The 23,464-nt window shown below is 72.7% G+C and carries 18 protein-coding genes and 4 tRNA genes; 11 read left to right on the plus strand and 11 right to left on the minus strand.

Features of this window, described 5'->3' with window-relative positions:
• Nucleotides 1-6: 6 nt before the first annotated feature.
• The 3 genes from purF to ACZ4QV_RS32170 form a co-directional block, all read right to left on the minus strand.
• Nucleotides 7-1,566 (minus strand): amidophosphoribosyltransferase, encoded by a 1,560-nt coding sequence (gene purF / locus ACZ4QV_RS32160; protein WP_361157225.1) that lies wholly within the window; start codon nt 1,564-1,566, stop codon nt 7-9.
• 605 nt (nt 1,567-2,171) lie between these two features.
• Nucleotides 2,172-2,978: a maleylpyruvate isomerase family mycothiol-dependent enzyme gene (locus ACZ4QV_RS32165; protein ID WP_361581197.1), complete on the minus strand. Its 807-nt coding sequence runs from the start codon at nt 2,976-2,978 to the stop codon at nt 2,172-2,174.
• 10 nt (nt 2,979-2,988) lie between these two features.
• Nucleotides 2,989-3,636 carry a TetR/AcrR family transcriptional regulator gene (locus ACZ4QV_RS32170; RefSeq protein ID WP_361157230.1) on the minus strand — a complete coding sequence of 216 codons (648 nt, stop codon included), beginning with the start codon at nt 3,634-3,636 and terminating at the stop codon, nt 2,989-2,991.
• A gap of 228 nt (nt 3,637-3,864) precedes the next feature.
• Between ACZ4QV_RS32170 and ACZ4QV_RS32175 the strand changes: the two genes are divergently transcribed.
• Entirely contained in the window at nt 3,865-5,340 is a 1,476-nt protein-coding gene (locus ACZ4QV_RS32175; RefSeq protein WP_467763767.1) for an MFS transporter, read from the plus strand.
• Nucleotides 5,341-5,647: 307 nt separating this feature from the next.
• On the opposite strand, the gene purL is transcribed toward ACZ4QV_RS32175, so the two are convergent.
• The 3 genes from purL to purS are packed head-to-tail and all read right to left on the minus strand — an operon-like array spanning nt 5,648 to nt 8,876.
• Complete coding sequence (gene purL / locus ACZ4QV_RS32180; RefSeq protein ID WP_361157237.1) at nt 5,648-7,921, minus strand: phosphoribosylformylglycinamidine synthase subunit PurL; 2,274 nt, start codon at nt 7,919-7,921, stop codon at nt 5,648-5,650.
• Entirely contained in the window at nt 7,918-8,622 is a 705-nt protein-coding gene (purQ, locus tag ACZ4QV_RS32185; protein ID WP_361616709.1) for a phosphoribosylformylglycinamidine synthase subunit PurQ, read from the minus strand. Before purQ ends, purL begins: the two co-directional genes overlap by 4 nt.
• Nucleotides 8,619-8,876: a phosphoribosylformylglycinamidine synthase subunit PurS gene (gene purS, locus ACZ4QV_RS32190; RefSeq protein ID WP_361157243.1), complete on the minus strand. Its 258-nt coding sequence runs from the start codon at nt 8,874-8,876 to the stop codon at nt 8,619-8,621. The genes purQ and purS overlap by 4 nt, the downstream gene beginning before the upstream one ends.
• Before the next feature lie 300 nt (nt 8,877-9,176).
• Here purS and ACZ4QV_RS32195 point away from each other — a divergent pair, with 300 nt between their 5' ends.
• From ACZ4QV_RS32195 to ACZ4QV_RS32235, 9 genes are all read left to right on the plus strand, one after another.
• Nucleotides 9,177-9,497 carry a histone-like nucleoid-structuring protein Lsr2 gene (locus ACZ4QV_RS32195; protein WP_361157246.1) on the plus strand — a complete coding sequence of 107 codons (321 nt, stop codon included), beginning with the start codon at nt 9,177-9,179 and terminating at the stop codon, nt 9,495-9,497.
• A 292-nt stretch (nt 9,498-9,789) separates the two neighbouring features.
• Nucleotides 9,790-9,861 (plus strand) — tRNA-Gly (locus ACZ4QV_RS32200).
• A gap of 45 nt (nt 9,862-9,906) precedes the next feature.
• Nucleotides 9,907-9,978, plus strand: a tRNA-Gly gene (locus ACZ4QV_RS32205).
• A 75-nt stretch (nt 9,979-10,053) separates the two neighbouring features.
• Nucleotides 10,054-10,126 (plus strand) — tRNA-Gly (locus ACZ4QV_RS32210).
• 205 nt (nt 10,127-10,331) lie between these two features.
• Entirely contained in the window at nt 10,332-11,306 is a 975-nt protein-coding gene (locus tag ACZ4QV_RS32215) for an ABC transporter ATP-binding protein (RefSeq protein ID WP_361157249.1), read from the plus strand.
• The gene (locus ACZ4QV_RS32220; RefSeq protein WP_361616707.1) at nt 11,303-12,130 is read left to right on the plus strand and encodes an ABC transporter permease; all 828 of its coding nucleotides are present in this window, start codon (nt 11,303-11,305) and stop codon (nt 12,128-12,130) included. Before ACZ4QV_RS32215 ends, ACZ4QV_RS32220 begins: the two co-directional genes overlap by 4 nt.
• A complete protein-coding gene (locus tag ACZ4QV_RS32225) occupies nt 12,112-13,497 on the plus strand; it encodes a sensor histidine kinase (protein WP_467763768.1) in 1,386 nt (461 codons plus the stop codon). The genes ACZ4QV_RS32220 and ACZ4QV_RS32225 overlap by 19 nt, the downstream gene beginning before the upstream one ends.
• Before the next feature lie 119 nt (nt 13,498-13,616).
• Nucleotides 13,617-14,339, plus strand: coding sequence for a response regulator transcription factor (locus ACZ4QV_RS32230; RefSeq protein ID WP_361581184.1), 723 nt, complete (start codon nt 13,617-13,619; stop codon nt 14,337-14,339).
• A 34-nt stretch (nt 14,340-14,373) separates the two neighbouring features.
• Nucleotides 14,374-14,446: transfer RNA gene (locus ACZ4QV_RS32235), tRNA-Gly, on the plus strand.
• A gap of 122 nt (nt 14,447-14,568) precedes the next feature.
• Here the strand turns inward: ACZ4QV_RS32235 and ACZ4QV_RS32240 are convergent.
• Together ACZ4QV_RS32240 and ACZ4QV_RS32245 are read right to left on the minus strand one after the other, a co-directional pair.
• On the minus strand, nt 14,569-15,471 hold the full coding sequence (locus tag ACZ4QV_RS32240) for a phosphoribosylaminoimidazolesuccinocarboxamide synthase (protein WP_467763769.1): 903 nt from the start codon (nt 15,469-15,471) through the stop codon (nt 14,569-14,571).
• Between the two features lie 113 nt (nt 15,472-15,584).
• Nucleotides 15,585-16,925 carry an MFS transporter gene (locus tag ACZ4QV_RS32245; RefSeq protein WP_361157262.1) on the minus strand — a complete coding sequence of 447 codons (1,341 nt, stop codon included), beginning with the start codon at nt 16,923-16,925 and terminating at the stop codon, nt 15,585-15,587.
• 101 nt (nt 16,926-17,026) lie between these two features.
• Between ACZ4QV_RS32245 and ACZ4QV_RS32250 the strand changes: the two genes are divergently transcribed.
• On the plus strand, nt 17,027-17,947 hold the full coding sequence (locus ACZ4QV_RS32250) for a LysR family transcriptional regulator (protein ID WP_361157265.1): 921 nt from the start codon (nt 17,027-17,029) through the stop codon (nt 17,945-17,947).
• A gap of 55 nt (nt 17,948-18,002) precedes the next feature.
• Here ACZ4QV_RS32250 and ACZ4QV_RS32255 read toward each other — a convergent pair whose 3' ends face one another.
• The 3 genes from ACZ4QV_RS32255 to purD form a co-directional block, all read right to left on the minus strand.
• The gene (locus ACZ4QV_RS32255) at nt 18,003-19,481 is read right to left on the minus strand and encodes a N,N-dimethylformamidase beta subunit family domain-containing protein (protein ID WP_361157267.1); all 1,479 of its coding nucleotides are present in this window, start codon (nt 19,479-19,481) and stop codon (nt 18,003-18,005) included.
• Between the two features lie 289 nt (nt 19,482-19,770).
• Nucleotides 19,771-21,642, minus strand: a complete 1,872-nt coding sequence (locus tag ACZ4QV_RS32260; RefSeq protein WP_361616698.1) for a hypothetical protein — start codon at nt 21,640-21,642, stop codon at nt 19,771-19,773.
• Between the two features lie 491 nt (nt 21,643-22,133).
• Entirely contained in the window at nt 22,134-23,393 is a 1,260-nt protein-coding gene (purD, locus tag ACZ4QV_RS32265; RefSeq protein WP_361157271.1) for a phosphoribosylamine--glycine ligase, read from the minus strand.
• Nucleotides 23,394-23,464: the final 71 nt, after the last annotated feature.

Consider the following 23,464-nt stretch of genomic DNA (forward strand, 5'->3'; position numbering starts at 1 on the left):
CGAGCTCTACGGGCGGCGCAGCGCGTCGGCGCCGCCGACCCCGGCCGTCAGCGTCCCGACGCCGTCCAGGTCCGGCTTGGCCTGGCCCGCGGTCTCCGCCTCCAGGAGGTGCTTGCCCAGCAGCTCCGGGTCGGGGAGGTCGACCGGGTACTGGCCGTCGAAGCACGCGCGGCACAGGTCCGGCTTGGCGATCGTCGTCGACTCGATCATGCCGTCGATCGAGATGTACGCCAGCGAGTCGGCGCCCAGCGACGTACCGATCTCGTCCACGGTCAGTCCGTTGGCGATCAGCTCGGCGCGGGTGGCGAAGTCGATGCCGTAGAAGCACGGCCACTTGATCGGCGGCGAGGAGATCCGGATGTGGACCTCGGCGGCACCGGCCTCGCGGAGCATCCGGACCAGGGCGCGCTGGGTGTTGCCGCGGACGATCGAGTCGTCGACGACCACCAGCCGCTTGCCGCGGATGACTTCCTTGAGCGGGTTGAGCTTGAGCCGGATGCCGAGCTGCCGGATGGTCTGCGAGGGCTGGATGAAGGTCCGGCCGACGTAGGAGTTCTTGACCAGGCCGACGCCGTACGGGATGCCGCTGGCCTCGGCGTAGCCGACCGCGGCCGGCGTGCCGGACTCCGGGGTCGCTATGACGAGGTCGGCCTCGGCGGGTGCCTCGGCGGCCAGCTTGCGGCCCATCTCCACCCGGGAGAGGTACACGTTGCGGCCCGCGATGTCGGTGTCGGGGCGGGCCAGGTAGACGTACTCGAAGACGCAGCCCTTGGGCTTGGTCTCGGCGAAGCGGGAGCTGCGCAGGCCGTTCTCGTCGACGGCGATCAGCTCGCCCGGCTCGATCTCGCGGATGAAGCTGGCGCCGCAGATGTCCAGGGCGGCCGTCTCGGAGGCCACCACCCAGCCGCGCTCCAGGCGGCCGAGGACCAGCGGGCGGATGCCCTGCGGGTCACGGGCCGCGTACAGGGTGTGCTCGTCCATGAAGCACAGCGAGAAGGCACCCGAGACCTTGGGCAGGACGCGCGGCGCGGCCTCCTCGACGGTCAGCGGCTTGCCGTCCTCGTCGACCTGGCCGGCCAGCAGGGCCGTCACCAGGTCGGTGTCGTTGGTCGCCGCGACCTGGGTCGCGCGGCCGCCCTCACGGGGCAGTGCGGCGACCATCTCGGCGAGTTCGGCGGTGTTGACCAGGTTGCCGTTGTGACCCAGGGCGATCGAGCCGTGCGCGGTCGCGCGGAACGTCGGCTGGGCGTTCTCCCACACCGAGGCGCCGGTGGTGGAGTAGCGGGCGTGGCCCACGGCGATGTGGCCCTGGAGGGAACCGAGGGATGTCTCGTCGAAGACCTGGGAAACCAGGCCCATGTCCTTGAATACGAGGATTTGGGAGCCGTTGCTCACTGCGATGCCCGCGGACTCCTGACCGCGGTGCTGCAGGGCATACAGCCCGAAATAGGTGAGTTTGGCGACCTCTTCACCCGGAGCCCAGACACCGAAGACGCCACATGCGTCCTGGGGGCCCTTCTCGCCGGGGAGCAGGTCGTGGCTGAGTCGTCCGTCACCACGTGGCACAGCACTGAGTCTAGGGCAGGTCCGCGATTCATCCGAACCGGGGATCGAACCGGGGCCGGGTCCGGGGGGCCTGCTCCAGGTGGGCGAGTGCTTGACGTGAGCACGTACTCACGGGCGGGATCACGCTCCCTACGGCCCTTGGCACAGCGCCGCCACGTCGATCCCGGGCGCGCCACCGGTGCCATCTGTCGCCGCGTGCGGCGGGGCTGCGTGCCGCTTTGCCCAGCGTTCGTCTTCACCTTCTCGTCACGCGAGGTCCGGCCGGTTCCGGTACGGATCCGGCGGGTGCCGTTCCGCTTCCCTCGCGGCCCGGACCGAGGGGCGGGGTGAGATGCGCCACTCCACCGTCCGGGGGACGCGGCATGGCGAACGTTCCGGTGAATTCCGGGCTTTTCGGCCCCGGCTCGTCGCGTCTCCGTCCCGCGCCTGTCCATCTCCTCGCGGAACGACGGCCGGGGAGTGCGACGTTCGCGAAGGCAACGTCACCAAGGGTGACGCCGAAGACCGCGGCCTGCGCCACGGCCCACGGATCGGCACCGCGCCTGCCCGCTGGACGGTACGGACCCGGCGGGTCGTCCGCTGCGCGGCGAGCGGCTCCCCGGGGCTCATCCCATGAGAGGCAAGTACGGCGCGAGATCGGCCCGTTCGCCGCTGGCGCTCACGGCGGCCGCTTCGAGCGCCGCGGGCCAGTCCGTACGCCCGGTGGCCAGGCGGAGCCAGGTCAGCGGGTCGGTCTCGACGACGTTCGGCGGCGTGCCCCTGGTGTGCCGGGGGCCCTCGACGCACTGGACGACGGCGAACGGCGGCACCCGTACCTCGACGGAGCCGCCGGGCGCCTTGACGGCCAGCGCGTCGGCGAGCACCCGGGTGGCGGTGGCCAGGGCCTGGCGGTCGAACGGGATGTCCAGGCCGGTGGCGGCGGCCAGGTCGTCGGTGTGCACGACCAGTTCGACGCAGCGCACCACCAGGAAGTCGGCCAGGCGCATCGCGCCGACACGGACCGCCAGCAGCCGGTCGTCGGGGGCCATCGGGACCGCTTCGGCATACCGGGCGGCGGCATGGTCCAGGAGGGCCGCGGGCTCGCCGCCGGCCGCCGTGTCGCGGGCGTTCGCGTCGACCTTCGCGGCCAGCGCGCGCGTCACGGACGGCCAGGTGGCCAGGGTGACTTCCTGGGCGGGCGGCGCGGGCTGCGCGAGCGCCGCCGGGACCTGTTCCACCGCCATGGCCAGGTGGGCGACCAGTTCGCGGACCGTCCAGTCCCCCAGCCGGGTGGGCAGCGCGAACTGCTCGGGCGTCAGGCGCTCCACGGCGGACCGTACGTGTCCGAACTGCGCGATGACGGCGGCGCGGGTCTTGGCGGAGTCGTAACTGCGGGCGCGGGCTCGGCCGGACGGCTTGCGGGCACTGGGCATGGCGTCGAGGCTACTCGGCGGGGCGCGTCGCGTAGTCCCCCAACCCCTGTTCCACCAGGCCGAAAGCCCGGTGGGCGGCGGCCACCGCGTCCGGATACACCGCGTCGGCGGACTCGCCGGCCAGCAGCCTGCGGTGGTTCTCGTTGATGAGCGCGTTACGGGCGGCCATCAGCTGGCCCGCGACGACCTGGGCCTCCATCCGGTCGCCGCCGGACTCCGCCTCCAGCACCTCGGCGAGCTGCTGGAGGCCGTGCATCCGGTTGGCGTACGCGCGAAGCAGCAGGTCCGGTGTCTCCACGATCAGGCGGCGGATGCTGAGCACCTCCGGCTGGTCGCACAGGCCGACGGAGGGGTCCCGCAGCTCCAGCAGCTCGACGAACTGGCGGCAGACGGCCGCGACCGCCGACTCCCCCGGCGCGCGGGTGTGGACGGCGTGGGCCGCGTCTCCGGCGTGGTGCTCCATCGGCTTGAGGACCAGGTCCTCCTTGGAGCCGTAGTAGTTGAAGACGGTCATCTTGGAGACCTCGGCGGCAGCGGCGATCTCCTGGACGGAGACCTTCTCGAAGCCCCGCTCCAGGAACAGTTCGACGGCGGTCCGCCGCACCCGTCGCTCCGTCTGCAGTTTCTTGCGCTCGCGCAGTCCCAGCTCCTCGGCCATGCCACCACTGTACCAGGGCAAAAAATAATACCGGACAAAACATTGACTCGGTCCATGCTTGGCGGGCATGGTGCTGCCATGAACGCTTCCACCGCTCCTCCGCACCCTTCGCGGACCTCGCCGGCCGGCGTCGCCACCGGCGGCGACAGGTCCGGCGCCGACAGAAACCGAGCCGACGAAAACCGAGCCATCGGCGGCGACAGACACGGGGCCGACGGGTCCGGCGGTATGACGTCGGCCCGGCGCAAGGTCGGCTTCTTCGTCTGTCTCGCCACGATGCTGCTCGCCGTTCTCGACCAGAACATCGTCTCGGCCGCGACCGTCCCGATCGTCCGCGAACTGGACCCGCTGCACGGCATCGACCGCATCCCCTGGCTCGTCAGCGCGTTCTCGCTCGCCGCCACCGCCGCGCTGCCCCTGTACGGCAAGCTCTGCGACTCCCTCGGCGCGAAGCGGGTCTTCCTCGGCGCCGTCGCCACCTTCCTGCTCGGCTCGGCGCTGTGCGGGGCCGCGCAGGACATGGACCAGCTGATCGCCTTCCGCGCGGTGCAGGGCCTGGGCGGCGGCGGGCTGATGAGCGTCACGATGGTCGTCATCGCCCAGCTCAGAGGGGCGGGAAAGCACGGCGCCGGCAAGGGAGCCGGACTGGGCGGGCTGGTCGCGGGGGCCGGCATGGCCCTGGGACCGGTCGTCGGCGGACTGCTCGCCGAACACGCGGACTGGCGCTGGATCTTCTACGTCAACCTGCCGATCGGCCTGGTCGTGCTCGTCGTGTCGGCACTCGTCCTCAGACTCCCCCGCCACGGCGAGCGGCGACGCATCGACTTCGTCGGAGCCGCGCTGGCGGCCGCGTTCTCGACGGCGCTGCTGCTGGTGACGGAGTGGGGCGGCCGGGAGCACCCCTGGGGCTCCCCGGTGACACTCGGCCTGGCCGGCGGGGCCGTGGCGCTGCTCGCGCTGTTCCTGTGGCGGCAGGCCACCGCCGCCGAACCCCTGCTCCCGCTGACGATGTTCCGTATCCGTACGCTGCGTGCCGCCTTCGCCGTCCAGGGCCTGGTCGGCGTGGCCCTGACGGGCTCGCTGGTGTACGTGATGATCTATCTCCAACTGGTGCGCGGCATCGATCCCACCTCGGCCAGCCTGTTCATGATCCCGGTGGCGCTCGGCATCGCCGGTTCGGGCCTGATGACGGGCCGGCTCGGCGCCCGCGGCTGGTCGGAGAAGCGTTCCGTGGTCAGCGGTGCGGCCTGCGCCGCCGTGGCCGCGCTGCTGCTCTCGACGAACGGCGCAGACACCGGCCTGTGGAGCGTACGGGCCGAACTCTTCCTGCTGGGTGCCGGGTTCGGCCAGACGCTCGGGCAACTGATCGTGCTGGCGCAGCAGGCCGCGCCGCGCCACCAGCTCGGGGTGGCGACGACCGGCATCCGCTTCTTCCAGACCCTCGGCAGCTCGCTGGGCGTGGCCTTCTTCGGAACGGTGCTGGCCCGCGTCTACGCCGACCGCGGCCCCGGCGGTTCCACCAGCGCCATACCGGCCCTGAAGGGCGAGGCCCACACCCGCGCGGTGGACGCCTTCGGCTCCTCCATATCCGTCGTCTTCCTCTGCTCGACCGCCGTACTGGTACTGGCAGCGCTCCTGGCGCTCCGCATACGGGGAGGAGATGCGGCCGGGGAGCCGGCGAAGACGGCAGCCGGGAGCGAGTAGGACGGAGAAACGGGGCCCGGGGGGTGAGTGGGGCGGGGACGAGGGCCCAAGGAGGGCAAGTGGCTCGGGGAGGGGCCCCAAGGTGGGCGAATGGCTCGGACGGGGAGCCAGGGGCAAGGGGCAGAGAGGACAGAGAGGGAGGGGGCAGAGAGGGGGCGGGGAGGGAGGGGGCGGGGAGGGAGGGAAGAGGCAGAGGATCTGCCGCTGCGGAGGCCGGAACCGGCAGGGCCTACGACAGTGGCCCGCCCCGGAAGGGACGGGCCACCGTGCGGGCGGACGGCGCCCGGTACGGCGCCCTCCGGCCGGGTCAGCCGAACAGGGACGGGATGGTCGCCTCGTGCGCTGCGCGGAGGTCGCTCAGCGGCAGGGTGAACTGGCCCTGTACGTCGATCGCGTCACCGTCGACCACACCGATGCGGGTGGCCGGGAGGCCGCGCGCACCGCACATGTCGGTGAAGCGCAGCTCCTCGCTGCGCGGGACCGCGACGATCGCGCGGCCCGCCGACTCCGAGAAGAGGAGGACGAAGGGGTCCACTCCGTCGGGGACGACGATCCGGGCGCCCTTGCCGCCGCGCAGGCACGACTCGACGAGGGCCTGGATCAGGCCGCCGTCGGAGAGGTCGTGCGCCGCGTCGACCATGCCGTCGCGGGAGGCCGAGATCAGGATCTCGGCCAGCAGCTTCTCGCGGGCGAGGTCCACCCGCGGCGGCAGGCCGCCCAGGTGGTCGTGGACGACCTGGGACCAGGCCGAACCGCCCAGCTCGTCCTCGGTGTCACCGAGGAGGTAGACGAGATGGCCCTCGTCGGCGAAGGCGACCGGCGTGCGACGGCTGACGTCGTCGATGACGCCGAGCACCGCGACCACGGGGGTCGGGTGGATGGCGGCCTCGCCGGTCTGGTTGTAGAGCGAGACGTTGCCGCCGGTGACGGGCGTACCGAGCTCCAGGCAGCCGTCGGCGAGACCGCGGACGGCCTCGGAGAACTGCCACATGACCGCCGGGTCCTCGGGCGAGCCGAAGTTCAGGCAGTCGGAGATCGCCAGCGGCTTGGCGCCGGTCGCCGCGACGTTGCGGTACGACTCGGCCAGCGCCAACTGCGCGCCGTGATACGGGTCGAGCTTGGCGTAGCGGCCGTTGCCGTCGGTGGCGATGGCCACGCCCAGCCCGGTCGTCTCGTCGATCCGGATCATGCCGGCGTCCTCCGGCTGGGCCAGCACGGTGCCGCCCTGCACGAAGTGGTCGTACTGGCTGGTGATCCAGGACTTGGACGCCTGGTTGGGCGAGGCGACCAGCTTCAGGACCTGCTCGCGCAGCTCCGCGCCGGTCTGCGGCCGCGCCAGCTTGCCCGCGTCGTCGGCCTGGAGGGCGTCCTGCCACGCGGGGCGCGCGTACGGGCGCTCGTAGACCGGGCCTTCATGGGCGACGGTCTTCGGGTCGACATCGACGATCTTCTCGCCGTGCCAGAAGATCTCCAGCCGGTCGCCGTCGGTGACCTCGCCGATGACGGTGGCGGTGACGTCCCACTTCTCGCAGATCGCCAGGAACCGTTCGACCTTCGCCGGCTCCACGACGGCGCACATCCGCTCCTGCGACTCGCTCATGAGGATCTCCTCGGGCGAGAGCGTCGAGTCGCGCAGCGGTACGTCGTCCAGCTCCACCCGCATACCGCCGGAGCCGTTCGAGGCCAGCTCGCTGGTGGCGCAGGACAGTCCGGCCGCGCCGAGGTCCTGGATACCGACGACGAGCTTCTCGGCGAACGCCTCCAGGGTGCACTCGATGAGCAGCTTCTCCTGGAAGGGGTCGCCGACCTGGACGGCGGGGCGCTTGGACGGCTTGCCCGTGCCGTCGGCGCTGTCCGGCGCAGTGTCGAAGGTCTCGGAGGCCAGGATGGAGGCCCCGCCGATGCCGTCGCCGCCGGTCCTGGCGCCGTAGAGGATGACCTTGTTGCCGGCGCCGGACGCCTTGGCGAGGTGGATGTCCTCGTGCCGCATCACACCGATGGCACCGGCGTTGACCAGCGGGTTGCCCTGGTAGCAGGAGTCGAAGACGACCTCGCCGCCGATGTTGGGCAGGCCCAGGCAGTTGCCGTAGCCGCCGATGCCCGCGACGACGCCCGGCAGGACGCGCTTGGTGTCGGGGTGGTCGGCGGCGCCGAAGCGCAGCGGGTCCACGACGGCGACCGGGCGGGCGCCCATGGCGATGATGTCGCGGACGATGCCGCCGACGCCGGTGGCCGCCCCCTGGTAGGGCTCCACGTAGGACGGGTGGTTGTGCGACTCGACCTTGAAGGTGACGGCGTAACCCTGGCCGACGTCGACGACGCCCGCGTTCTCGCCGATGCCGACGAGCATCGCGTCGTTCTCGGGAACCTTCTGGCCGAACTGCTTCAGGTGGACCTTGCTGCTCTTGTAGGAGCAGTGCTCGGACCACATGACGGAGTACATGGCGAGTTCGGCGCCGGTGGGGCGGCGGCCGAGGATCTCGCGGACGCGCTCGTACTCGTCCTGCTTCAGGCCGAGTTCGGCCCACGGCTGGTCGGTGTCCGGCGTCTCGGCTGCGTGCTTGACCGTGTCGAGCGTCATGCGTTGACCAATTTCTTCAGGATCGAGGTGAAGAATCCGAGGCCGTCCGTACGGCCGGTGCCGATCAGCGGCTCGACGGCGTGCTCGGGATGCGGCATGAGGCCGACGACGTTGCCCGCCTCGTTGGTGACGCCGGCGATGTCGCGCAGCGAGCCGTTGGGGTTGCCGTACCCGTCGGCGGTGTCGCCCTCGGTCAGGTAGCGGAAGGCGACCCGGCCCTCGGCCTCCAGCATGTCGAGCGTGCGCTCGTCGGCGACGTACCGGCCGTCGATGTTCTTCAGCGGTACGGAGATCTGCTGGCCGGCGGTGTAGTCGGTGGTCCAGGCGGTGTCCGCGTTCTCCACCCGCAGCTTCTGGTCGCGGCAGACGAAGTGCAGGCTGTCGTTGCGCAGCATCGCGCCGGGCAGCAGGTGCGTCTCGGTCAGGACCTGGAAGCCGTTGCAGATGCCCAGGACCGGCAGGCCGCCCCTGGCCTGTTCGATCACGGTCTCCATGACCGGCGAGAAGCGGGAGATGGCGCCGGCCCGCAGGTAGTCGCCGTAGGAGAAGCCACCGGGCAGCACCACGGCGTCGACCTGCTTGAGGTCCTTGTCGCGGTGCCACAGCGGCACCGCCTCGGCCCCGGCGAGCCGGATGGCGCGCTGGGTGTCACGGTCGTCGAGCGTGCCCGGGAAGGTGATGACTCCGATGCGTGCCGTCATGATCCGGGCCGGTCTTCGACATGGACAGTGAAGTCTTCGATGACGGTGTTGGCCAGGAAGGTCTCGGCCATCTCGTGGATACGGGCGAGGGCGGCGTCGTCGACCGGGCCCTCCACCTCAAGTTCGAATCGCTTGCCCTGACGGACGTCGCCGATCCCCTCGAATCCCAGGCGTGGCAGTGCGCGCTGCACCGCCTGGCCCTGCGGGTCGAGGATCTCCGGCTTGAGCATGACGTCGACTACGACGCGTGCCACTGGCACTCCCGATGGTGTGGTGCGTAAGGCGGTGCCATCACAGTACCGTGTTCGAAAATCTACGCGCATAGATATCGTGACGGCGCGGTCACGGTACGGCGTCGGCCGCGGTAAGCGGTGGGGAAAATCTCAGAAAAGACCTAGGGTCCGCATTGCGGACGGACACGCTGAGGAAATTAACTGGGCTTCACCATGCAATGCCCGCCGCTGTACAAATGAAAATGCATTGATCCCAATCAGCCGGATCTGCAGCGTCCCCCCATGTCAAGGCGGGGTTGCTGCTCGAAAGGACCGATATCCGTGGCGCAGCGCGTAGTAGTCACGCTCTCCGATGACATCGAAGGCGGAGAAGCCGCAGAGACGGTCACCTTCGGTTTGGACGGGAAGTGGTACGAGATCGACCTCAATCCCGCCAATGCGAAGAAACTGCGCGGCACCCTCGCACCGTTCGTGGAGGCCGGCCGCAAGCGGTCGAAGTCCGGCAAGGCGTACCACCACACCTCGGTGACCCCGGACCCCTCCGCCGTGCGCGCCTGGGCCCGCTCCCACCACATGGACGTGCCCCCGCGCGGCCGGATCCCGAAGAAGATCTACGAGGCTTTCGACGCGGCCAACAACTGACCCGGAAGGCCCGCCTTCCCCCACACACCGCCACCCGCCCCCCGCCTCCGTCCGGCCGCCGGTCCGCAGCCGGGCGGAGTGGGAGCGCACGGACCGGGGACAGTCGGACTGGGGATGCACGGAGTGGGGACGCACGGGCCGGGGACGGACGCGGAGGCGAGGAGCGAAGACGGGGGCGGCCGCGGCCGGTTCCGGCTGTCCCGCAGCGGAGTTGCACAGCACCCCCGTTGATCAGCTAGAGTCTGGAGCACGCCGAGGGGCGAGGCCGAAAGGCCGGATCCCGAGGAGTCATGCGGGTGTAGCTCAGTAGTAGAGCGCCCTCTTTCCAAGAGGGAGGCGCAGTGTGCGATCCCTGTCACCCGCTCTGACAGCATCAAGAAGTCCGTACGGACCGATTGATGGTGGTCATGCGGGTGTAGCTCAGTAGTAGAGCGCCCCCTTTCCAAGGGGGAGGCGCAGTGTGCAATCCCTGTCACCCGCTCCGACAGTACCGACCACTCCGGTGGATCAGGTAGAGTAGCTGTCGCGCCGCCCGGTGAAAGCCGGTCGGATGCCTGCGGACGTAGCTCAGTTGGTAGAGCGCAACCTTGCCAAGGTTGAGGTCGCGAGTTCGAGCCTCGTCGTCCGCTCAGGAAAAAGACCCCGGTCATCGCGACCGGGGTCTTTTGTCTTCTCCCGCACCGGACCTCGCCCCGGCCCACCTCGACCCCCGCCTCGGTACCGGGCCCCTCCCTGCCCTCCGGCTCCCCCGCCCCCGCCCCTCCTGACATTTGTCATCTGCGGTGATGACAAGCCGCACTGCCCGGAGCCGGATTCCGGCGGGAGCCTTGAAGCATGAACATCGGGGACACGAGCGGGTGCGTGATCGACGTCACGGGCCTGCGCAGGCGGTACGGGCCGTCCGGGGGCGGCCGGAAGAACAAGAAGGACACCACGTCCTTCGAAGCGGTACGGGGCATCGACTTCTCCGTCGACCGCGGCGAGCTGTTCGCCCTGCTGGGGACGAACGGGGCGGGCAAGACCTCCACCCTCGAAATCCTGGAGGGACTGGCCGCGCCGACCGGCGGGACGGTGCGGGTGCTGGGCCACAATCCGTACACGGAGCGCGCGAAGGTCCGGCCGCGGGTCGGCGCGATGCTCCAGGAGGGCGGCTTCCCCGCGGAGTTGACCGTGGAGGAGACCGTACGGATGTGGGCCGGGGCCACCACCGGCGCCCGGCCGGTCGGCGAGGCGCTGGCCGCGGTCGGCATGACCAAGCGCAAGGACGTACGGGTCAAGCAGCTCTCCGGCGGTGAGCGGCGGCGGCTGGACCTGGCCACGGCGACGCTGGGCCGGCCCGAGGTGCTCTTCCTGGACGAGCCGACCACCGGCCTGGACACCGAAGCCCGCCACACGACCTGGGAGTTGATCCGCGAGCTGCGGGCGGGCGGCACGACGGTCGTGCTGACCACGCACTACCTGGAAGAGGCCCAGGAGCTGGCCGACCGCCTCGCGATCATGCACCAGGGCCGGATCGCGACGGCCGGCACCGTCGCGGACGTGGTGGCCACCCACCCCGCGCAGATCTCCTTCGAACTGCCCCCCGGCTACACGCCGGGCGACCTGCCGCCGCTGGCGGCGCTGGGCGTCGACGGACACGAGACGGTGGGCCGGACCCTGCGGCTGCAGACGTCCGACCTGCAGCGGGCCGCGACCGGCCTGCTGCTCTGGGCACGGGACGAGGGCGTCGAGCTGCGGGGGCTGGACGCCCGCTCGGCATCGCTGGAAGAGGCGTTCCTGCGGATCGCCAAGGGTTTGGAGGACAAGTGAGCGTCGCCGACGTCAAGGCCGTCGAGCAGGAGCCCGGTACGGGCGCCGGGGCGGCCGCCCGTAGGGGAACGCGGGAGCGGCTGACCGCCCTGTTCCGCGCCGAACTGATCCTTCTGGGCCGTAACAAGACCGCGCTGTTCATGACGCTGCTGATGCCGCTGATCATGGCCTTCGCCATGCGGCAGGCGGTCTCCGAGATGCCGTTGCAGGCCAACGGCCTGTCGGTCGGCACGGTGCTGCTGCCGGGGACCATCGGCTTCGTGCTGCTCTTCGCGGTGTACTCGTCCGTCACCGGGTCGCTGGTGACGCGGCGCGAGGAGCTGGTGCTCAAGCGGCTGCGCTGCGGTGAGCTGTCGGACCGGGAGATCCTGGCCGGCTCGGCGCTGCCGGCGGTGCTCCTCGGGCTGGCGCAGATCGTCCTGCTGGCGATCCTCGGCTCAATGGTGCTGGACGCGGGCGCGCCCCGCTCCCCGCACCTGGTCGTGCTGGGGGTGGCCCTGGGCATGCTGATCGCGGTGGCGATGGCCGCCGCCTCCACGGGCATCACCAAGAGCGCCGAGGCGGCGCAGCTGACGACGATGCCGTTCGTCTTCGTCTCGATGGGCGGCTCCGGCATGATCCTGCCGCTGGACATCCTGCCCGACAAGATCGCCAACATCCTGGAGCTGCTGCCGCTCTCCCCGGTGATGGGGCTGGTCCGGGACGGCTGGCTCGGCGAGGGCGACCTCACCGAAACGCTGAAGCGGCTGGTCATCGCGTTGGTCTGGGCCGGTCTCGCGGTGTTTGCTGTACGACGGTGGTTCCGTTGGGAGCCACGGCACTGACGATGTACAGCGATGGGGACGACGGGGGTGCGGAGCCGGTGATCCACGGGCAACTGCGCAAGTTGCGGGGGCGCGGCAGGGTCGCGCAGGTGTACTTGTGGGCGCGGTGGACGCTGTACGTCACACCGTGGCTGCTGTTCCTCGGCTGGCTCGCGGGGCCCCTGGTCGCCGCGGCGGCCGATACGCACCGGGTGCCGCCGCTGCTCGTGGCGACCGTGGTCCTGGGGCTGGTGCAGTGCGGCATCTACGTTCCCGGTGTCCGGCGCGGACTGTCGCACTATGTGTACGGCACTCCCGCGCCGTGGCTGCTGATCGCCGTGTCCGGGGTGCTGTCGGCCGTGTCGGTGGGCCTGCTGACAACGGTCGCCGTCACCCTGCCGTTGCGGGTGGCGGTCTACTGCACGGCGATGCTGTTCCCCACCCTGCCCGCCGGGTCCCTCCTCTCCCTGGTCGTCAAGAAGCGCTGGCAGGCCCTGGTGTGCCTCGTGGTCTCGGTGGTCGCCGTGGGGGCCCTGGCCCTCGTGGGCGTCCCGCTGAAGTACGCAGGAGGGCTGCCGCCCACCTTCGCCTTCTCCGCGGGCTTCGCCGCGCTGACGTGCCGCAGCTGGGCCTGGATCCTCGCCGCGATGCGGGAGCTGGACGAGGCCAAGGGCGACCAGGCCCGGCTGGCCGTCACCGAGGAGCGGCTGCGGTTCGCGCGCGACATGCACGACGTGGTCGGCCGGAACCTGGCCGTGATCGCGCTCAAGAGCGAGCTGGCGGAACGGCTCGCGCTCAAGGGGCGCCCGGAGGCCGCCGGCCAGATGGCGGAGGTCCAGCAGCTGGCCCAGAACTCCCAGCGGGAGGTACGGGACGTGGTGCGCGCCTATCGGGAGGCCGACCTGGAGGTGGAGCTGGCGGGGGCCCGGGCCGTGCTCCAGGCGGCCGGGGTGGAGTGCCTCATCGACCAGGAGGACAGCGCCGGGGTACCGCAGCAGATGCAGTCGGTGCTGGCCTGGGTCGTACGGGAGGGCACCACCAATGTGCTGCGGCACGCCGACGCGGTCACCTGCTGGATGACGCTGCGGGTGACGGGTGACGGTCCGGACGGCGCCGGGCGGGCGGCCACGACGGCACGGACCGGACCTGCGGTGGTGTTCACGATGGAGAACGACGGCGTGGTGGAGGATGCCGTGCGCCGCGGCGGCGGGAGCGGCATAGCCGGACTGCGGGAACGGCTCGCCGCCCTCGGCGGCACCCTGACCGTCGGTCCCCGGCCGGACGGGCGCTTCTGGCTGCGTGCTCACGTACCGCTGGAGAAGGATGAGCCGCAGGGGTACGGGCCGGAGACCACCGCGGACGGGCGGGTTGCCGGGACGCAAGGGTAGGCGCCACCGGGACGCGGGGGGGGAGGCGCGGGGACAGGCCGGGCGTGGGGCCCGCAGGCCATCGGATGCCGCCGGAAGCCCCGGCGCAGGGACGGAACGACGTGAGAGAAGCGGAGAGCATGGTGGAAGCGCAGCGGGCCGAGGGGCGGGGGCCGGACGCGGCTCCGGAGCGGGTTCCGGGTGCGGCCGGGGCTCCGGATGTCACCGGGAATCCGGATACGGCCGGGGCCCCGGCGCCGCTGCGGGTGCTGCTCGCCGACGACGAGCATCTGATCCGGGGAGCCCTGGCGGCGCTGCTGGCCCTGGAAGACGATCTCCAGGTGGTGGCGGAGGCCGCTTCGGGGCCGGAGGCCCTGGCGATGGCGCTGGCCCAGCGTCCCGACATCGCCGTACTGGATCTTCAGATGCCGGGGATGGACGGTGTGGCGGTGGCCACATCCCTGCGCACCCGGCTGCCCGGCTGCCGGACCATGATCGTGACCAGTCACGGGCGTCCCGGCCATCTGAAGCGGGCTCTGGAGGCGGGGGTCAAGGGGTTCGTCCCCAAGACCGTCTCGGCCCAGCGGCTGGCCGAGGTCATCCGCACGGTGCACGCCGGAAACCGTTACGTCGACCCGGAGTTGGCGGCCGACGCGATCAGCGCCGGGGACTCGCCGCTGACCGTACGGGAGGCGGAGGTGCTGGAGTACGCGGAGAACGGCGCGCCCATCGCGGAGATCGCTCAGCGGGCCGCGCTGTCGCCGGGAACGGTGCGCAACTACCTGTCCTCGGCCGCCGCGAAACTGTGCGCGGAGAACCGGCACGCGGCAGCGCGCATCGCCCGCGCCCGAGGTTGGCTATAGTGGAGCCCGCACCGCGCCGCTGAGCGCGGGGCAGGCGGACGTAGCTCAGTTGGTAGAGCGCAACCTTGCCAAGGTTGAGGTCGCGAGTTCGAGCCTCGTCGTCCGCTCAGGGAAAAGGCCCCGGTCATCGCGACCGGGGCCTTTTGCGTACGGGGCCCTCACCTGCGGGCGGGGAGTGACGCCGGTCGCCGCTTCCCGACCGGCGACCGGCGTCGCTCCGTCCCCGGTGTCACGACCAGGGCAGCCCGGTGAGCCGCTCGTACGCCTCGATGTACTTGGCGCGGGTCTGCTCGACCGTCTCCTGCGGCAGCGGCGGAGGCGGCTGCTCGCTCTTGCGGTCCCAGCCGGAGGCGGGCGAGGTGAGCCAGTCGCGGACGTACTGCTTGTCGAAGGAGGGCTGGGCCCGGCCCGGCTGCCATTCGTCCGCGGGCCAGAAGCGCGAGGAGTCCGGGGTGAGGACCTCGTCCGCCAGCGTCAGCCGCCGCTCCCCGTCGAAACCGAACTCGAACTTGGTGTCGGCCAGGACGATGCCGCGTTCGCGGGCGATGTCGCGGGCGCGCCCGTACACGGCGAGGGTGGTCTGCCGGAGCTGGGCGGCGACCTCGGCGCCGACCTGGCGGGCGACCTCCTCGTACGGGACGTTCTCGTCGTGCTCGCCGACGGCGGCCTTGGTGGCGGGGGTGAAGATCGGTCCGGGTAGTTCCGAGCCGTCGGCCAGCCCCTCCGGCAGCGCCAGCCCGCACACCGTACGGGTCTGCTGGTACTCGGCGAGGCCGGAGCCGGTGAGGTAGCCGCGGGCGACGCACTCGACGGGGACCATCGCGAGGGAGGTGCAGACCGTCGTACGGCCTTCCCAGTCCGCCGGGGCGCCGGGGGGCAGGTCCGTGGAGAGCACGTGATGGGGGACCAGGTCGGCGAGCTGGTCGAACCACCACAGCGACAACTGGGTCAGCACCCGTCCCTTGTCGGGGATCTCGGTGGGCAGCACCCAGTCGTAGGCGGACATACGGTCACTGGCGACCATGACCAGGTCGCCGTCGGCGTTCTGGTAGAGGTCGCGCACCTTGCCGGTGTGGAGGTGGGAGAGCCCCGGTACCTCCACGGCCTCGGGCTTTTCTACAAAACCGGACACGCTGCCTCCGCGTAGGTTGATCCAGGCCCCTCCTGCCGATTCTCCCGTATGCGGGGTGGGAACGGCGGCGCAGGGTCCGGTCAGGTGCGGGGCAGGTCCGGACCAGGTCCGGGTCACACCCCGTCCCGGCGTGCCGCACGGCCGACCCCGCCCAGCGTCAGCAGGGCCAGCGCCGCGGCGACCGTGAGGATGACCGGCGGCGACACCGCCGCGCCGACCAGGGTGATCACGTACGGGGCGAAGAAGCCCAGGTAGGCGAGGGTCCAGAAGCGTGCGGTGAGGCGGGCCAGCCGGTGCGGCGGCGCCAGGGCGGCGACCTCGGTGAGCCCGTACGCCACGCACAGCCCGTATCCGCCGCCGAGCACCACCGCGGCGATCAGCGCCACGGCGGGCTGCCCGGCCGCGACGGCGCCGGCGGCGACGAGGAGGCCGAGTGCGACGGCCACCAGTCCGGCGGCCGCGGTGGCGAGGCGGTGCCGGGCGGCGAGCCGGCGGGCGAGGGGCGCGACGAGGAGCCCGGCGCCCGGGGTCACGGCGGTGGCGACGCCCGCGTACACGGTCTGCCAGCCGTCGAGGCGGGCGCCGACGAGTCCGGGCAGGGTCACGAAGGCGATGGTGGGGGCGGCGAACACCCAGGGAGCCACCGGGGCGACCAGCCGCCGGAAGGGGGCGGCGGACGTCCCGTGGGCTTCGGACGTCCCATGGGCGGCGGGCCGGGCCTCGCCGGCGGCGGACTGTGTCTCCTCGGCGGCCGGACGGTGCGCGGCCTCGGCCGCCCGGCCCGTCTCCGGCGCCCGGGCGGCCGCCACCGCGGCCACCGCCGACAGCACCAGGTGCGGGACGTACGCCGTGATCATCGGGTGCGGTGCCCACTGGGCGATCAGTGCGGCGGCCAGCCCGCCGGAGGCGAAGCCCGCGGAGAGGAAGAGCCCGGAGCGGCGGGCCGCCGTGCCGGGTGCGGTGGCCGGGTCGTACGGGGCGGACGAGAGTTCCTTGATCCACACGCTGCCCGCGGTGAGCAGGGCGCCCGCGCCGAGGCCGGTCAGGAAGCGGCCCGGCCACAGCAGCCAGGCGGCGGCCGGACCCGCCATCAGCAGGCAGGTCGCCACGGCGGCGGTGGCGAGCGCGGTGAAGACGACGGGGCGGCGGCCGCGCCGGTCGGCGAGCGGGCCGCCCAGCAGCAGCCCGGGGATCAGGCCGAGGACGTACACCGCGAAGAGGGCGGTGGTGGTGGCCGTGGTCAGGCCCAGGTCGTCGCGGTAGGCGCCGAGGAGGGCGGAGAACTGGTTGGCGCTCCAGCCGGAGGCGGTCATCATCCAGCCGGCGCGCAGCCAGTGGCGGTGGTGGGAGTCGGTGCGGGGACCGGTACGGGAGTCGGTACGGCAATCGGTACGAGGATCGGTACGGCCATCAGAACGGGGCTCGGTGCGGGGCTCGGCGGCGGACGTGCTCATGAGAGCCGTTGTACGAGGCCGGAGGCCCCGCGCGCCGCCTCCGTTCAGGAATCGTGAACGACCGCCGCGACCGGGTGCCGGATCGTTTTATCGTGGCACTCATGGACCTGCGACGCCTGTCTTCCTTCTTGGCGGTGGTCGAGGAAGGACACTTCGGGCGGGCCGCGTCGCGGCTCTTCCTCTCACCCGCCGCGGTCACCCAGCATGTGCAGCAGCTGGAGCGCGAGCTCGGCACCCGGCTGCTGGACCGCGGCAACGGTCCCGTGCGGCCGACCGCCGCCGGCCGGCGGCTGGCCTCCCACGCCCGTACGCTGCTGGCCGCCGCGAACGCCGCCGTGGAGGACGTGACCGAGGCGGCGCAGCGCGCTTCGGCCGCGTCGTCCCTGGCCGCGCGCGGGCTGCGGGTGGGGGTGATGGGCCACGGTTCGGCCGAGGTCACCCCGGCGGCCGTCAACGCCTTCCGCCGGGCCCGCCCGGACGTCCCGCTCCAGCTCGTCCAGCTGACGTTCACGGAGCACTGCAGCGCGCTGCGCGAGGACCGGGTGGACGTCGCGTTCGTACGGCCCGCGATCCGGAGCGAGGACATCGAGGTGGACATCTTGACCACCGAGCAGCGGATCGTCGCCGTCTCGGCGGCGTCGCAACTCGCGGACGCGGCGGCGACGGGCGTACGGGTCGCGGACATCATCGACCTGCCGTACCTGCGGCTGCCCCGGCACACCCCGCGGCCGTTCACCGACTACCTGTACTTCGACGAGGGCGAGCGCCGCGCCCCGGACTGCGCGCTGACCCCGCACGACGTGCTGACGAGCGTCGCGGCGGGCCGCGGCGCGGGTTCCGGACTGAAGTCCTTCGCCCGCTACTACCCGTGGCCCGGGACGGTGTACGTGCCGGTGCTGGACGCGCCGTGCGCGCACAGCGTGCTGGCGACGCGGGCGGGCGACCCCAACCCCGAGGTACGGATCTTCCGGGCGCTGACGGTGGCGCTGGCCCGGGAGCTGGGGGCGTTCGCCGCGCGGTAGCGGCGGAACACCCCGAAGCCCCCGCTCCCCGCTGCTCCCCCACTTCCGTCCCGCTTCAGTCCCGCTTGCAGATGCGGTCGAGCAGGTTGGCCGTGGCGCGCTGCACGCGTTCGTCGACGTGGCCGGGGCGGTCCAGCGCCGGTGACCAGGCGAAGGTGCCGGACGCGAAGACCAGGGCGCCGCTGAGGGCCCGGTACAGTGACGTCTCCTGATGGCGGCGGGTGCCCTCGCCGTCCTCGTACGGGGAGTGCGCCAGCAGGATGCGGTGGCTGTGCTCGGGCAGTGGTGTGCGCGGGAAGTATCGGTCCGCCTCGCCGGCGACGAGGCCCGGCAGTTCGTCGCCCTCGTGGGCGCCGGTCGCCTCCCACATCCAGTGGTCGGCGTTGCGGACGACCAGCGGCGCGGGCTCCGGCACCCGGCCCGCGTACTGGATGCCCATCAGTTGCTGTTCCGGGTCCCCGGCCTCGCGCCACAGGGCGGGCCGCCCGGGGCCCTGCCGTTTCCGGCAGCTGAGCAGCGAGTCCGGTCCGGCGGGCGAGGGGGCCAGTTCGACCTGCCAGTACATGGTGTTGGCGGACAGGAAGACCAGCGAGGTGCCGCTGTCGCGGGCCAGTTCGGCGGTCCGCCGCATCGGCTGGGACCAGTACTCGTCGTGGCCGGGGAAGACCAGGCCGCGGTAGCGGGACGGGTCGACCAGCCCGGCGTGCAGGTCGCGGGCGTCGGCGTAGGCGAGGTCGTAGCCGTAGCGCTCGGCCCAGCGGATGAAGTCGTAGGCGTGGCCGACGTGCAGGGGCAGGCCGGCGCCCGCGTACGGGCGGTCGAAGGAGACGGTGGTGGCGGCGTCCGGCTCGCCGAGCAGCGCGCCGTCCGCGTCCCAGGCGTGGTAGAGGCTGGCGCCGGTGCGGCCGTCCTCCGGGTAGAGGTTGTAGGCCTGCCAGGTGATGTCGGGCAGGAGCAGCAGGAGATCGGCGGGGTGCGCGTCGCGGACCGTGAAGGGGACGTGGCTGCGGTGGCCGTCGGCGGTGGTCAGGACGGCGACGTAGGCGCCCAGCTTCCAGTACGTGGGGACCTGGAGGCGCCAGGACAGCCACCAGTGGTGGCAGGAGACCGTCCGGTCGGCGGCGAGCGGTGCGGGCTGCACGATGCCGGCCAGCCGGGGGCTGGTCGTGATCTTGGCGGCGCCGGTGCCCGCGTAGTGGCCGATGCGGTAGATGTCGATGCTGAAGGGCTGCGGCGGATCGACCGAGACGCGGAAGTCGATGGCCTCGCCGGGGGCGACCGCGCCGGTGCTCACGAAGCCCTTGATCTGCTGCCGTACGTCGTCGGCCGTACGGGGTCCTGCGCTGGAGCGGGGCGAGGGCAGGCGCTTCTCGCCGGGGGCCACCGCCGGGTCGACGTACCAGGGGACCACCTGACCGGAGTCGAAGTAGTTCTCGCTGCCGCGCAGCCAGGGCAACGGGCCCTGTCCGAACGGATCCGTGACCGCGTGCGCGAGTGCTCCCGACTCCCAGCGCCGGATCTGCTCCGTCCCCATTCGTACTCCCCTCCCTGCGTCCCCCCGCCGACTGAGCAGGCCGCCGCGGCACTCAGATGTCGTGCTCGATTGAACGACTGGGGCCGACCCCAGCACATCACATTACGCACTTGCTCCGTCACCCTTCGTCGTGAATTCGCAAGGGTTCCGGCCATGAACGGCGAACTGGAGGGGAACATTCAGCCCGGTCGTGCGGGTGATGCCCGGTGGGTGCCGACAACAGGCGCACTCGGCTCCTTCATGCCCCCGAATGCGCCCCCGTACGCTCCCTACGCGCCCTTGGCGCCCCTCACACGAGCCGGACCGGCTTCTCCGGCCGCACGCCGACCTCGCCGAGCCAGTCGCCCAGCGGGCCCGCGTCTCCGTCGTCGACGAGCCGGAGCACCGGGTGGCCCAGGTCCGAACGGCGCGCGCCGTCCACGAGCAGCACCGGGCCGTCGAGCCAGTCCAGACCGGGGGCGGCGCCGGCGGTGTCCACGGCGGCACAGCACACCATCGCGGTCACATGGTCGGCGAGCAGCTCACGGCCCGTGCGCGGGGGCTGCATCGGGAACAGCGGGAGCCCGTCGGCGAGGCCGTCGCCCCAGGTGACGCCGGGGGAGCCCGGCGCACCCGGTACGCCCGGTACGCCCGTGTCCGGGCCGTCGGCCGCCGGCCCGCGGGCCGCCCGGCGCTCCGCCTCCGCGCGCTCCTCCCGCGCCAGCTCGGCACCGAGCCGGGCAGCCACGAGGTCGCTCGCGCGCTCGTTCGCCGTCAGCCGTTCGATGACCCGTATCAGCGTGGGGCCGGAACTCCCCGGGCCGGGGTCGGCGGACCGCCCGCCCGGCGCCGGGGACTGCGGCCGAGCCGACTGCGGCGCCGGGTGGGGTATGCGGCATTCGGGCCGGGCGGGGCGCTCCGGCTCCGCCGGGGGGCGCGAAGGCTGCGCGCCCTCGCCCGGCTCCGGCGGGAGGGCGTCCAGGACACGGTGCAGACGGGCGGCCTCCTGGCGCCACTTGCGGTCCACGACCTCCTCCGGATACTGCTGCCAGCCGACCGGCGACCAGTCGGGCCCCGGCTCGGCCGGGCCGCCGTGGAAGAGGCGGGCGGCGAGGAGGGAGGCGGCGCGGTCCACGGCGCCGGGCTCCTCCAGGAGGTCGCACGCCGGGCGCTCGCCCAGACGGGAGGTGAAACCTTCGGCCAGACGGTCGCGGCGGGAGAGTTCGGTGAGCGCGGAGACCACCCCGGCGTCCAGCCGGGAGGGCCAGCGGCCCATCCGCCAGGCGGGCAGGGCGACCCGGGTCAGCAGCCGGTCCCAGCCCGCGTACGCCAGCCCGACCTGCTCCTGGGCGACGATCCGCAGCCCGTAGTCGACGCTCTGGGCCCGCTCGGACGCGGCCGCGGCCACGCACCGCTCCATCTCCAGGGCGTGCTCGCGGCAGGCCCGCAGCAGCAGCCGCGCGACCCAGCCGACGAAGGCGGGCGCCGGCGCGGCCAGGGGGCTCTTGGCGCGCGCGGAGACCGCCACCGCGGCGTCCAGCCCCCGTACGAAGCGGCGGGCCGCGGCTATGTCGGGGTTGGCGGAGGGGCCGGTGCCGGCCACGACGGGCGCCAGCAGGGCCCGCAGCTCGGCGACCCGCATCCACCACATGAACGGCGAACCGATCACCAGGACCGGCGCCTGCTCGGCACGCGCGCCGTCGCGCGCTCCCGCGCCCCCGCCACCGCGCGCCGCCCGGCCGCGCGGCGGGGCGTGCGCCCGATGCGTACGGTCCTCCAGCCAGCTGTCGCAGTCCGGGGTCAGCGCTATCGCGGACGGCGCGGGCACCTCCAGGCGGTCGGCGAGGTCCCGTACGAGGCGGTACAGGTCGGGGGCCGAGGACTCGGCTATCGGTACCGACGGGCTCAGCGCGGGCCGCGCCCGGACGACGACGGCCGTGACCAGCGCCGCCAGCAGCAGCACGACCAGCGCGAGCCCCGTCACCGCCCAGCGCGCCGTGTCCCAGCCGCTGGAACTCGTGACCGGGTCGGCGCGGCCGATGCGGCCGGTGAGACCGCCGACGAGCAGCACCACGGCCACCGCCGCGGGCACCAGGGCCACGCCCAGCGCCGCGCCGCGGATCCGCAGCACCGCGAGCGCGCGGGCGCGCGCCGCCTCTGCTCCTGCTTCCGGACCTGCCACCAGCCTGTACACCCCCTGCTGCCCTGACCGACGGACGTTGAGAACACGGGACGAGACGAGAGCGGGGCAACGGTGCCGCGGCCGCGGACGGCTTCCGGCGGCTTCGCTCACTCTCCACCACTGTGGCACCGGCCACCGACATCGCAATGCCGGTGAGCCACTTGCCGGACGCCGCCGTGACAGCCGTGCCGCCGGGCGGCACGGGCGCCACACGACGCTTGCCGGGAACCCTAGTTGGGGCTTCCCTCCCCGTCAGCCGGATGGCGGTGCGGTCACTCGATGGAATGGCTTTGGGTAAAGCCGGGAGCCATTTCCCGGCCAAAATCGTCCGCTCTGCCCGGAACGGCGCGTAGCGGGCACGGCGCGGGCCGGGCGCGGCCCGGACCCAGCCGGACGCCGACCGGCCCGGAAGCGGTCCGGTCCGGCCGAAAGCGGGCCGGTCCGGACCGGAACAGGTCCGGCGGGAGCCGTACCGGCGCCGGTACGGGCCCTCAGCTCTCCCCCGCCGCCCGCGCCGCGATGTCCGTACGGTGGTGGGACCCGTCCAGCGTGATCCGGCCGAGCGCCCGGTAGGCGCGCTCCCGGGCCGCTGCCAGGTCGGTGCCGATGGCCGTCACGGACAGCACCCGGCCGCCCGCGCTGACGACCTCGCCGGTGGCGGCGTCCTTCTCCGTGCCCGCGTGCAGGACGTACGCGCCGGGCGCGTCCTGCTCCGCGACCTCGGTCAGGCCGCCGATCGGGTCACCCGTGCGCGGCGTACCGGGGTAGTTGTGCGAGGCCACCACGACCGTCACCGCCGCGTCGTCGCTCCAGCGCAGCGGCGGCAGCGCGGCCAGCGTGCCGGTCGCGGCGGCGTGCAGCAGCGCGGACAGCGGGGTACGCAGCCGGGCCAGCACGACCTGGGTCTCCGGGTCGCCGAAGCGCGCGTTGAACTCGATGACGCGCACGCCGCGCGAGGTGATCGCCAGGCCCGCGTACAGCAGCCCGGAGAACGGCGTGCCGCGGCGGCGCAGTTCGTCGACGGTGGGCTGGAGGACGGTCTGGAGCACCTCGTCGACCAGCTTGGGGTCGGCCCAGGGCAGCGGGCTGTAGGCCCCCATGCCACCGGTGTTCGGGCCCTCGTCGGCGTCGTGGGCGCGTTTGAAGTCCTGGGCGGGCTGGAGCGGCACGACGGTCTCGCCGTCGGTGACGGCGAACAGGGAGACCTCGGGGCCGTCCAGGAACTCCTCGATGACCACGCGGTCGCACGCCAGCGCGTGGGCGCGCGCGGCCTCGACGTCCTCGGTGACCACGACGCCCTTGCCGGCCGCCAGGCCGTCGTCCTTGACCACGTACGGGGCGCCGAACGCGTCCAGCGCGGCGTCGATCTCGGCGGGGGTGGTGCACAGGTAGCTGCGGGCGGTGGGCACCCCGGCGGCGGCCATCACGTCCTTGGCGAACGCCTTGGAGCCCTCCAGCTCGGCCGCCTGCGCGGACGGCCCGAAGACCGGGACGCCGCGCTCGCGGACGGCGTCGGCGACCCCGGCGACCAGCGGCGCTTCGGGTCCGACCACCACCAGGTCCGCTTCCAGGCGCTGCGCCAGGTCTGCCACCGCCGCGCCGTCGACGGCATCGACGGAGTGCAGCTCGGCCACTTCCGCGATGCCGGCGTTGCCGGGGGCGCAGTGCAGCGCGGTGACGTCGGGGTCGAGGGACAGTGAGCGGCACAGGGCGTGTTCGCGGGCGCCGCCGCCGATGACGAGGACCTTCACGTGAGCAGCCTAGTCGCCGTCGGCACGGGCGCGGGGCGGCGCCCCCGCGGGCTCCCGGCGGCCGGGCGGGA

Source organism: Streptomyces sp. NPDC026394, from assembly GCF_055567735.1.